At 66.6% G+C, this 11,564-nt stretch carries 6 protein-coding genes; 2 read left to right on the top strand and 4 right to left on the bottom strand.

The genetic code is table 11. The features are described from left to right. Positions 1 to 79: 79 nt before the first annotated feature. Positions 80 to 307, bottom strand: a complete 228-nt coding sequence (locus tag ASC93_RS32240) for a hypothetical protein (RefSeq protein ID WP_056445295.1) — start codon at positions 305 to 307, stop codon at positions 80 to 82. A gap of 62 nt (positions 308 to 369) precedes the next feature. On the opposite strand from ASC93_RS32240, the gene ASC93_RS32235 reads away from it, so the two are divergent. Beyond that, positions 370 to 609, top strand: a complete 240-nt coding sequence (locus tag ASC93_RS32235) for a hypothetical protein (RefSeq protein WP_056445291.1) — start codon at positions 370 to 372, stop codon at positions 607 to 609. 59 nt (positions 610 to 668) lie between these two features. Here the strand turns inward: ASC93_RS32235 and ASC93_RS18050 are convergent, their stop codons facing one another. Further along, positions 669 to 2,276, bottom strand: a complete 1,608-nt coding sequence (locus tag ASC93_RS18050) for an MFS transporter (RefSeq protein WP_056445286.1) — start codon at positions 2,274 to 2,276, stop codon at positions 669 to 671. Positions 2,277 to 2,705: 429 nt separating this feature from the next. Between ASC93_RS18050 and ASC93_RS18045 the strand changes: the two genes are divergently transcribed. Then, positions 2,706 to 4,796 carry a glycoside hydrolase 43 family protein gene (locus ASC93_RS18045; RefSeq protein ID WP_082548137.1) on the top strand — a complete coding sequence of 697 codons (2,091 nt, stop codon included), beginning with the start codon at positions 2,706 to 2,708 and terminating at the stop codon, positions 4,794 to 4,796. A 72-nt stretch (positions 4,797 to 4,868) separates the two neighbouring features. On the opposite strand, the gene ASC93_RS18040 is transcribed toward ASC93_RS18045, so the two are convergent. Both ASC93_RS18040 and ASC93_RS18035 read right to left on the bottom strand, forming a co-directional pair. Further along, positions 4,869 to 8,027: a TonB-dependent receptor gene (locus ASC93_RS18040; RefSeq protein ID WP_056445283.1), complete on the bottom strand. Its 3,159-nt coding sequence runs from the start codon at positions 8,025 to 8,027 to the stop codon at positions 4,869 to 4,871. A gap of 812 nt (positions 8,028 to 8,839) precedes the next feature. Further along, positions 8,840 to 11,182, bottom strand: coding sequence for a glycoside hydrolase family 31 protein (locus ASC93_RS18035; protein WP_056445280.1), 2,343 nt, complete (start codon positions 11,180 to 11,182; stop codon positions 8,840 to 8,842). Positions 11,183 to 11,564 lie beyond the last annotated feature (382 nt).

Genomic DNA, 11,564 nt, shown 5'->3' with positions numbered 1-11,564 from the left:
CGTCGAAGGGTAGGCCGCGCATCGTCACTCCTCATGAGTTAACTCGACGATGCGTATGACCTCGGCAACCAAAATTAGTTCACACAACTAACGCGAACACAGCCAAAAAAGAATCCCGGCGGGCGGGGCCGTAGCCAAGGTAAGCCGCGACGGTCAAGTGCTGTTGACGAAGCGTGATGGGATGGCCGACGTCGAGCACGGCGCGCCGATGGCGCCGGCCGCCGAGTTTTTCATCGGATCGATGTCCAAGCAGTTCACCTTCGACGCCCCCGGCAAGGATGGCATCGTCGCGGGCGGCATCCTGCATCAGGGGGGCATGACTGGCCTGCGAAGCGGTTCGAAGGCGAGTTCTATAGCGACGAGTCGCACGTGCCGTACGCGGTCGCCGTCAAGGATGGAAACCTCAGGCTGGCCTATCCGGGTGGCCCCCTCGCGCTCGGCTTTGACGGACGGGGCGAATATGCCACCGGCTTCGACGCCATCAAGTACCAGTGCGGCGCCCGGGATGGCTGCACCGGCTTCACTTTGAGTACCGGCAGGGCCCGCAACGTGCAGTTCACGAGGGTCGAACTGGCACCGTCTTCGACCCGCAAACACGACGCCGGCTGATCGGCCGTCGAGCGCGGCGATCCGTCCGGCACTACGCCACACGACCGGCAGCGCGGCGTTCAGCCCAGCGCGGCCGGCTCCCCGATCAGCCCCTGGATCTCTTCCAGCCGGCGGCCGCGCGTATCGATGCCGTTTTTCGCCAGCAGCAGCGCCGCGACGGCCATCGGGGCCGCGATCACGAGGGCGGCCAGCGACACGTTGCCGAACAGGCCCACGACGCCGAAGCCGGCGCCGAGGATGCCGCCCAGCTTGGAGCCGGCCGCGATGACGCCGGACCCGGTGGCGCGCAGGTGCACCGGGTAGATTTCGGACGCGTACGGGATCAGGGTGGCGATCACGCCGCTGGCCGACACGAGCAGCGCGACCGTCGCGACGACCATCGCGGCCGTCGACGCCACGCCGAAATGGCCGAGCAGGAAGAAGCCCAGCAGGCTCGCGCACGACAGGCCGATGAAGGTCACGAGGGTGTTGATCGTGCTCCAGCGGTGGTACAGCCAGATCACGACGAGCGTGCCTGGCAGCGCGAGAAATGCCGATTTGGCGAGGAGGCTCGTGGCCGTGGCGGCGTCCATGCCCATCGCGCGCAGGTTCGTCGGCAGCCACAGGAGAAAGCCGAAGTTGGCCAGGCCCCAGGCGATGCCGGCCACGCCCATGCCGATCGTCAGCGGGCCGTAGCCGCCCTGCAGCAGCGCGCGCATGCCGGACGACGGACGGTCGGCCTCGGCCCCGCCGTCCGTCCCGCCCTCCCCGTCCGCGTCGACGACGCCCGCGAATTTCGCCAGCACGGCGCGCGCCTGGTCGGGCAGGCCGTTGGTCGCGAGGAAGCGCGGCGATTCCGGCAGCAGGCGGCTGAGCAGGATGATGATGGCGCCCGTCGGCAGGCCCAATAGCCACAGCACGCGCCAGCCGTAGACCGGTTCCAGCAGGCTGGCGGACCACGCGGCGACGAGGTAGCCGGCCGAGTTCCCGAGCCCGCCCAGCGCGACGAGCAGCCAGCCGCGGTGCGCGGCCGGGATCATCTCGGCCATCAGCGTAAACGTGATCGGGAGCAGGCCGCCGGCCGACGCGCCCATCAGGAAGCACATGGCCAGGTTCCAGTTAAACGACGGCATCGCGCCGCAGATGGCGGTGCCGATGAACATCAGGGCGGACAGCAGGATCGTCGCGCGCCGGCCGAAGCGGTCGGCGACGAGACCCCAGACGACGGAACCGACCGTCGTCCCGGTCAGCGCGACGAAGGCCAGCATGCCCGCCGACTGCTTGGCGAGATCGTATTCGCGGGTCATGCCCGGCATGACGAAACCGAGCGTGGCCGGCTTCATCACGTCGATCGTCAGCGCGACCACGAGCACGGCGACGAGATACCAGTGCTGGCGGTTCAGCGGGATGCCGTCGGCGATGTGGAAATGCAGGCCGCCGCGCGCGCGGGTGCCCGCGCGCAGCCGCGCCATGCGGGGCATCACGCCGTAGGCCGCCAACAACAGTCCGAGCGGGATCAGGGCCATCCCCGCCAGCATCAGGGCGTCCATTTTCATGCCGACCATCCGGTACCCCATGTGCGACGCGCACACGAACATCGGGATGTGCGCCAGCACGCCGGCGACGATGGCGGCCGTGCCGGCCCAGAACGCGAAGGGGTGATGCAGGGACAGGCCGTTGGATTTCATGCTGTGCTGTCGGAAAGGGCGGGCAGCGCCCCCGGGGTACGGAAGAGCCTTCGAGTATGCACCGGCCCCAGACTAAACACAAGCGCAGGCGGGCACGCTGCCTGTGACGGCCGCCGGGGCAAGATCCGGATGATCGACAGCCATGAAGGCGAAAAAAACAGCCCGGCGTACCGGTCCCTGCGATGATTTTTTCCTGGCGACCGATATCGGGTTCGGTATCGCAACCGTCGGTTAGTTGCAAATTATCAGATATTTCGGGTCGGGTCCGCGGCGCCCGCTTCGAGCTGCAAGGAAAATCCCCGCAATAACAATGGCTTATATATAGCGGCGACGTCGCCCCCGGCGCCCGCCGGCGCGCCGCCGCGGTTTTGACAACGCTTGCCGGCATGCCCTACATTGCCGGATGACCTGTACGCCACCGGACCTCACATGACCCCACACCGCCCCCGCCCGCCGCGCCTCGCCGCGGCGGTCCTCGCCGTCTGCGCCGCCGTCGCCTGCATGCACGTGCGCGCGCAGGAGGTGCCCCGCCCCGCCACCGGGCTGTCGACCGCCACCTGGACGGCCGACAACGGCAACGGCACCTTCACGAATCCGCTGTTCTACGACGAGTTCTCCGACCCCGACCTGATCCGCGTGGGCGACTGGTTCTATTTGACCGGCACGACGATGCACGCGATGCCCGGCCTGCCTATCCTGCGCTCGCGCGACCTCGTGAACTGGGAATTCCTGGGCTACGCCGTCGACAAGCTGGACTTCGGCCCCGCCTACCGGCTGGAGGACGGCAAGAACATCTACGGCCAGGGCATCTGGGCGCCCAGCCTGCGCTACCGGAACGGCACGTTCTACATCTTCAGCAACGTGAACGGCCGCGCCACGCAGGTCTTTTCCGCCACCGATCCGCGCGGGCCCTGGACCCGGCGCGAAATGAAGCGCGGCCTGCACGACCTCTCCGTCCTGTTCGACGACGACGGCACGGCGTGGGTCGTGTGGGACCACCAGCGCATGCACGTCGCCAAGCTGACGGACGACCTGACGGACATCGTGCCCGGCACGGAAAAGATCCTGTTCACCCAGGACGCCGGCATGGGCGAAGGCGCGCACTTCTACAAGATCAAGGGCAAGTACTACATCCTGAGCGCCAACTATGCCGGGGGCTTCCGCATGCCGGCCGCGCGCGCGGACAAGGTGGACGGTCCGTACGAAGTGAACCGGGCGATCAGCAAGGACGAGGATTACGGCATGGCCCAGGGCTACCGCCTCAAGGACAACAAGATGCCGGCCACGCTCGTGCCGCCCGACCCGTCGGCGCGTAACGCCGATTCGCTGCACCAGGGCGGCATCGTGCTGACGCCGGCCGGCGAATGGTGGGGCTTCTCGATGCAGGACTTCAATTCGGTCGGCCGTTTGCTGAGCCTCGCGCCGATCACCTGGAAGGACGGCTGGCCTTACTTCGGCCTGCCCGGCAACCTGGGACGCAATCCGCGCACCTGGGTCAAGCCGAAGACGGCGGCGCCCTCCCCCATTGCCGTCCCGTATGCGCGCAGCGACGACTTTTCGGGTCCGGCCCTGCAACCCGTCTGGCAGTGGAATCACGTCCCGGTCGACGGCCAATGGTCGCTGACGGAGCGGCCCGGCTTCCTGCGCCTGCATGCGCTGCCCGCCACGTCGTTCTGGCAGGCCCGCAACAGCCTGACCCAGCGCGCCATCGGCCCCCGCTCGTCGCCCACGGTGACGCTGGATGCGGCCGGCCTCGCCGACGGCGACGTCGCCGGCCTGGCCCTGCTGAACCTCCCGTATGCGACGCTGGGCGTCGAAAAAACGGCCGCGGGCCTGCAGGTGGCGCTGTACGACCAGGCGCGCGACCGCACCGTGCGCGTGCCGCTGCCGGCGGGCGCGGCGCGCGTGATGCTGCGCGCCGACTGCGACTTCCTCACGGAGCAGGCGCGCTTCAGCTGGTCGACGGACGGGAAGACGTTCGCGCCGATCGGCGCGCCGTTCACGATGGTGTTCCAGCTGACGACGTTCCAGGGCGTGCGCTACGCCCTCTTCGACTACAACCAGACCGGCACAGCGGGCGGGCACGCCGACTTCGACAGCATCGACGTCTACCAGCCGGACCCGCACGGCCTGATGCGCGCGATTCCCTACGGCCGCGAGATCCGGCTCGCCGGCTGGAAGACGGGCGACGCGTTCGTGCCCGGGCACGGCGGGGCCGCGCCGCTCGCCGTCAAGGACATGGGCCTGGGCCGCGTCGCGCTGCGCTCCGGCGCGGCATGGGTCAGCGTCGACGCGAAAGGCGGCGTGGGCCTGCGCAAGGGCCGGCCGGGGCAGGCGGAAAGCTTCCAGTGGATCGAGACGCCGACGGGTGAACTCGTGCTGATGTCGCTGGCGACGAACCGCTTCCTGCGCGTCGATCCGGCCACGCATGCGGTCCGCGCGGACAGCCCGGGGCCGCTGCCGGACGGCAGCGACGGCGTGCGTTTCACGTGGACGGATGCCGCGGCGGATCGGCGTTGAAAAAAAAGGAGCGGCCGCGGGGCCGCTCCATGAACGCCGGGCCTTCGGCAGACGGCCCGGGGAGACGCAAGGTCAGAACGCCGTGCGCAGCGACATGGTGTAGCTGCGGCCCGGCGCGTTCTCGTCGAAGATCGCGTTGGTGAACTGCGTGTAGTTCTGGCTCTTGGCGTTGTTCACGTTCCAGACGCTGAGCGTCACGTCCGTGTTGTAGCGGAAGCCGAACAGCTTTTGCAGGTTCAGGCCGGCGGACAGGTCGACCTGCGAGCGCGACGTCGAGTACGCGTTCGTCCACGTCGCCAGGCCCGTGCCGGTATTGCTGATCAGGCTGGACGTGTACTGGCGCGCGACGCGCAGGTTCAGGCCGTTGCGCTCGTAATACAGCGTCAGGTTGTTGGTCCGCGGCGGCACGCCCGCGACGGGCGGCGAGCCCACCACCTCGTCGGTCTGCTTCGTGTACGTGAAGTTGCCCGTGAAGCCGAAGCCCTTGACCGGCAACATGTCCAGCGGCTGCTGCCACGTGAATTCGAAGCCGCGCACCTTGAGCTTGGTGTCGATGTTGTACGGCTCGCTGATGAACACGTGCTTCTGGTCGCGTCCCCCGGCCGCGTCCACCGCCGCCTGCTGCGCGCCCGTCAGGCCCACCGTGCCGTAGATCTGGTCCAGCTGCGCCAGCGTGTAGTCGATGTAGCGCGTGCCCGGCCGGCTGACGATGTCCTTGGCGAAGCCCGCCAGCGCCACATAGCCTTCCCGGCTGAAGTAATACTCCAGGCCCAGGTCGAGGTTGTTCGCCTTGAAGGGCTTGAGGTTCGGGTTGGACACGCTGCCCTGGTTCACGCCCTGGTCGCCGATCGTCAACTGGGTCTGGTGCAGGTCGGCCGGGTTCGCGCGGGTCATCGACTTGGAGCCGGACACCCGTGCGATCAGGTCGTGCAGGATGTTGTACGAGACGGTGAACGACGGCAGCACGTTATGGTACTTGGTCGTCTCGTACGTCCAGGTCTGCAGGTTCGGATAGCGGCCGCCGTTGGCGAGGTTCTGCGCCGCGTTGCGCGGATCGGCCACGCTCTGCGGCGCGCCGATCGTCTGCTCCGTCTGCGCATAGCGCACGCCGGCGTTGTAGCGGAACGTGCGGCCGAACAGGGGCAGCTTGCCGTTCGTCTCGAGGTAGAACGCCTTCACTTTTTCGCGCAGGTAGCCGCCGCCCGTCGTCGGCACGTCCATGATGCGGTCGCGGAAGTACTGGTAATTCGTGTCCTTCGCAAATTTGTCCCAGTCGACCGTGACGAAACCGTGATCGCTCGCGTGCACGTACTTGGCCAGGTCGGCATTCGTGACGGCCGAACCGAGATACACCAGCTGGTTCGTGAGGCCCGCGGTCGAGCCGGTGCCGTAGCCCGGATAGGCCGTCGCGGCGACGGCGGCGCCCGGCGTGGAGCGTCCGTCGCACGTTCCCTGCAGCGCCGTGTTGGGCGCATAGAACGGGTAGCTGACGTTGTTGCCGCAGGTGAGGTTCATCCACGCGTCGGCGTTGTTGTAGTCCGTGAAGCGGCGCGCGATGTCGTCGAACGAACCGCCCGCCTTGATGGAAAACGTGTCGTCGCCCCAGTTCAGGTTCAGGCGCGTGCCCTTGGTGGTGTTGCGGCGCTGGTAGAGGTCGGTGCGCAGGCCGGACAGGCCCTGCCCCGCCTGGTACCAGCCGAAGGCGCTGGGGTCGTTGATGTCGATGTTGCTCGTCATGACCGGGATCTTGCCCGGCGCCGTGTTGCTGTAATTGACCACCGACGACGGCGACGTGGTCGCCACCAGCACGGTCGGCATGTCGCGATAGAACTCGCTGTCCGTGTAGTTGACGTGGCCGTCGATGGTCAGCCTGTCCGTCGGACGGTACTCGAAGCCCGGATTGATGCTGCGGAAGTGCGTGTTCTCCTTCATCGGACGGAACTCGAGCGACCAGAACGTGTCGGCCAGCGTCGCGCCCGTGATCGTGCAATAGGCGGAGCAATCGCTGCGGTCGAACGTCATGCCGATGGGGATCGGCGTATTGGCGCGCATGCCCACGTTCATGTCTTCCTGCGTCATCTTGTTGCCCTTCTGGGCGAACAGGGTGTCGAGATAGAAGTCCCACTGGTCGTTCGGCTGCCACTGGAAGCTCAGCACCTCGCCGCGGCGGCGGCGCTCGCCGTCGTAGACCAGGTAGCGCGGCAGGCGGCCCATCAGGCCGTTGTCGATCTGCTGGATCGTTGCGCCCGGATTCAACGCCAGCAGCATCGCGCGGTCGATCGGCGCGCCCGGCTTGAGCAGCGATTGCGCGTAGGCCGGCAGCACGGAGAGCGGAATCCCGGACGGCACGGTGGCCGGGCTGTTGAAATAGTCGCCCGGGAGCGCGGCCGGATCGGACGCGTTGCGCTGGTTCGCATTCAGGCGGACGGTGCGCATGTCCACCGTCTGGAACACGTCGGTGTGGTATTTCGTGTTGCCCCACGCGAAGCCGGCCAGCGCGCCCACCTTGCCGAAGCGCGTGTTCCACGTGTTACTGACGAGGCCGGAACCGGTATTGCCCCATTTGCCGTCCTTGTCGCGATAATTGCCGCTGGCCGTGAAGGCCGAGCGGAAGCCGGCCTTGTCGAACGGCCGCACGCTGCGCATGTCGACCGTACCGGCCACGCCGCCTTCGATGATGTCGGCCCGCTGGCTCTTGTACACGGTGGCGCTGCGGAACAGTTCGGACGGCAGGAAGTCCATGTCCACTTCGCGGTTGGCGCTGATGCTGCCGCCCCAGCTGCCGGCCGACGCCGACGCCATCGGCGCGCCGTTCAGCAGCACCCGCGTGAACGCCGGGCCCATGCCGCGGATCGAGATGTTCATGCCCTCGCCGTCGATGGCCGCGCGGGTCACCGTCACGCCCGGCACGCGCGACAGGGCGTCCGCGATGTTCGGGTCGGGGAACTTGCCGATGTCCTCCGAGAACACGGTGTCGGTCAGGCCGTTGTTCTCGCGCTTTTCGTTGGCGGACAGCGCCAGCGAGCTGCGGTAGCCGGTCACGGTGACGGTCGGGGCGGCCGCATGCTTCTTGCCGTCCGCGCCGGCCTGCGCCGCCGCGGCGGTGGCTGCCGGTTGCGCGGCGTCCTGCGCCCAGGCGCTCGACACGAGGCCGGCCAGGATCGTCAATGCGTAAATCTCGCGGCAATAGGGTGCCCTGCGCCGTGCGGCGCCTTTCCAGTGTTGCTTCATATGTCTCCTCTTTGTCTTCTTATCGGATGGCCTCGGCGGCCTTTTGGTGTCGTATCGAGGTCGGACTGCTTGATGCGCTTGTTTTTCTCGGGAACGGTTCTCCTGACACGGTTACTTCGGACACTCGCCCCGATCGCACTAACACAAAATGTTAAACGCTAACATTTTTCGGCGCGGAACGACCTTCGCCACACTGTCGGCAGTCACCTACCCAAGACGGATGAAATCGCCTCTGCGGAGGGGCTTTCCAAGTATGACGTCTGACATGTCAGTAAAATACTTGAGTAAATACCACGGAACCAATAAATTTTTTTTCGTGACCGATACCGGAATTCGTATCGCAGGCGTCATAGAGCGGGCCGCTCCCTCGGGGGCTTGCTATCCGCTACCACAAAAATCGTGTTAGGGGTGTTATACGATAACAACAGATATGATGTCTGATGTTATTCATGGCGCATGCCGCGGTCTGCCCCCGTTCCGGAGGACCGGTCATTTGTGTCTTCGGAAGCCGGATCGCGCCGCGCGGCGCCGTTCGGGAACCCGTCGGCCGCATCGCTGTCGCGGACGCCGCGATGGCGGAAAGGGACTTGCGCGCGTACATGTGGGGGCGCAGGGAATGCCGGGCATGCCGGCTGCGATGGGGATTGCGGTGGGTCCGGCTGCGTGGCCGGCGCATTCGGGTCGGGCGGCGCCGTCGTTGACGCCGGCAGCCGAGGGAGGGGCAATGCGCGCTTACCTCAATATCGCGCACACAGCCATAAAAAAAACGCCGCTCCCGCGCTGGCGGGAACGGCGTTCATGACGTGCCGCGATTATTTGCCGGCGACCTTCACGAGGCCAGGCAGGTTCTTCGCCACGCTGGCATCCCCGCCGCTGGCGGTGAGCTTGCCCGCGCCGTCATTCCAGTGCAGGCGCGTCGTCGTGCCCTTGCCTTTTTCGTAGTCGTACGACACGCCGTCGTCGTCGTACAGGTCGAAACTGCCGTCGCGGCCCGGGTAGACCTTGACCTGGGCGATGCCCTGCTTCGTCGCCGTCGACTGGATCGCCGTGCCGAGCGGGACGATCGAGCCGGCCTTCACGAACACCGGGATGCGGTCGATCGGCGCCGCGACCTTGACCCACTGGCCGCCGGCCAGCTTCTCGTCGGTCCAGAAGTTGTACCAGTCGCTGCCCGCCGGCAGGTAGACGTTCTTTTCCGTCTGGCCCTGCTCCGTCACCGGCGCCACGAGGAACGCCGGGCCGAACATGTATTCGGTGCCGATGTTCGCGACGTTCGGATCGTTCGGGAAGTCCATCCACAGGCCGCGCATGAACGGCGCGCCGGTGTCGTGCGTGAACTTGGCCTGGCTGTAGATGTACGGGATCAGCTGGTAGCGCAGCGCGTCGTAGCGGGACATGACGGCCTCCGCCTGCTTGCCGAACGACCAGATGTCGGTGTGCTTGTGCAGGCCGTGCAAGCGCAGGGTCGGCAGGAAGGTGCCGTACTCGAACCAGCGCGTCAGGAGCTCGGGATAGTCGCTGTTCTGGCCGACGACGTCGCGCGCGTCGGACGGGTCGAGCAGCGGCGGTTTGGTGCCGCCGCTGGTGGCCGGGATCGACTGCCAGCCGCCGATGTCGTTGCCCCACATGGCGATGCCGGATGCCGTCATGTTCAGGCCCGTCGGGATCTGGCGCTGCAGCGCTTCCCACGTCGCGTTGACGTCCGAGGACCAGAACAGCGCGCCCGTGCGCTGCGAGCCCAGGTAGGCCGCACGCGACAGGATCAGCACGCGCTTGTTCGGCTTCCAGGCGCGCATATTGTCAGCCACGCCTTCCACGTGCAGCAGCGGGAACAGGTTGTGGTAGCGATCGCCCGAACCGATCGAGTAGAAGAAGCCGTCCGGCACGAGGTCGGGTTCGGTCTCGTCCAGCCACGGGTAATCGAAGCCGTGCGACAGGACGTTGTCGCGCGCCTTCTCCCAGAACCATTGGCGCGCCTTCGGATTCGTCGCGTCGATCAGGCCGCCGGTGCGGTCGGAACGGAACGGCAGGCCGTCGACGGTCTTGCCGTCCTTGTCCTTCAGCAGATAGCCCTTCGCATCCAGCTCGTTGAAGTAGCGGCCCGCCGTTTCGAAGCGCGGCCAGATCGAGACGATCGACTGCATGCCCATGTCATGCAGCTGCTTGTTCATGCCGTCCGGATCGGGGAACTCGGCCGGGTTGATGTCCATCTGGCCCATGCGGGTCCAGTAGAACCAGTCGACGACCATCACATCGAGCGGGTATTTTTTCTGGCGGTAGGTGTTCGCGACGCGCAGCACTTCCTGCTGGCTGTCGTAGCGCGCCTTCGACTGGATCAGGCCGAACGCGGCCTTCGGCGGGATCGGCGTCTTGCCGGTCAGGCGCGCGTAGCCCGAGTAGATCTCGTCCGCCGTCTTGCCCGTGATGACGAAGAACGACACGCGCTCGCCCACGTTCGACTGGAACGTCGTGCGGCCGTTGATGCCGGCGGAAAAGCGCGTGGCCGACGGGTTGTCCCAAACGATGCCGTAGCCCTTCGAGGACACCATGAACGGCACGCACACGGTCTCGCCGGCCGGCGCGTCGTACCAGTGCTTGCAGTCGAGCGTGCGGCCGCGCAGGTCCAGGGCGCCCGTGGATTCCTGGTTCTGGCCCATGCCGTAGTAATGCTCGTCGCGGGCGACCGCGAACGTGGCGCCGACCTGGTAGGTCTTTTCGCCGGAGACGGTCTGCGGCGACATCTCCCAGCCCTGCATGTCGAGGATCTGCTCGCCCTGCGCGTTCTTCACCTGCAGGCCGACCGGGGCCAGCGACGGCGCGAAGTATTTCTCCGGCTGGCTCGGCGTGCGCGCCGGCGGGGCCGCGTTCACGTGCAGGGTCATGCCGTTCGACGTGAATGTGTCGCCGTCATTGCCGGCCGCGTGGCGGAAGGCGCCGTTGTCGGCGTGCTTTGCGAGGATGCCGTAGCCCGGCCCCTTGAGGACTTCGTCCTTGTCGACGGCGATCGTCACGTGGACGACGTTCGGGCCGTACGCTTCCACCGTCACCCAGGCGCCGTTCCGGTCCAGGGTGGTCAGCGGGGCGGCGAAGGCCGAGGGTACGATGGCGAGCGCCGATGTTAGCGCAATCAGCGTGCGGTGCAGGGTAAGTCTCATTCAGTCCTCTATCGCAGGGGGTGAATCGGGCGATGCCGGACGCACAGGCGGCAAAGGGCCGGGAAGACTGTCATGACGGGCCGTATGGCCCGCCGCCGCGCGTGGCGGACGGGTGGGATCGTCTCCGCGGCACGGTGCCGGACGGTGGCGGCGGCGTGCGCATTATAGTTGAAGCGCTATTGTCGCTGTTAGCGGTCACATGCGCAATCGTTAAAACCGCCGATCCGGGAATAATAATGCGTTGCTGCACGCTACCATCCGCATCGACAATACTCGTGAATTCGGGGTCAGAGCCCGGTTTTTGGAAATTGCCCAAAAACGGGCTCTGACCCTAATGCCGTTAAGTTAAGCGGCAAGTTCAGCAACGATCGCTTGTAAACGA

Source organism: Massilia sp. Root335, assembly GCF_001425685.1.
Lineage (GTDB): Bacteria > Pseudomonadota > Gammaproteobacteria > Burkholderiales > Burkholderiaceae_D > Telluria > Telluria luteola.
Note: the sequence above shows the minus strand (reverse complement) of the source record. Positions and strands in the feature narration are given on the sequence as shown.

What these genes read in the sequence shown, in the direction of transcription:
- ASC93_RS32240 (WP_056445295.1), bottom strand. Translation starts at nt 307, where the DNA reads ATGCAGGATGCCGCCCGCGACGATGCCATCCTTGCCGGGGGCGTCGAA.
- ASC93_RS18050 (WP_056445286.1), bottom strand. Translation starts at nt 2,276, where the DNA reads ATGAAATCCAACGGCCTGTCCCTGCATCACCCCTTCGCGTTCTGGGCC.
- ASC93_RS18045 (WP_082548137.1), top strand. Translation starts at nt 2,706, where the DNA reads ATGACCCCACACCGCCCCCGCCCGCCGCGCCTCGCCGCGGCGGTCCTC.
- ASC93_RS18040 (WP_056445283.1), bottom strand. Translation starts at nt 8,027, where the DNA reads ATGAAGCAACACTGGAAAGGCGCCGCACGGCGCAGGGCACCCTATTGC.
- ASC93_RS18035 (WP_056445280.1), bottom strand. Translation starts at nt 11,182, where the DNA reads ATGAGACTTACCCTGCACCGCACGCTGATTGCGCTAACATCGGCGCTC.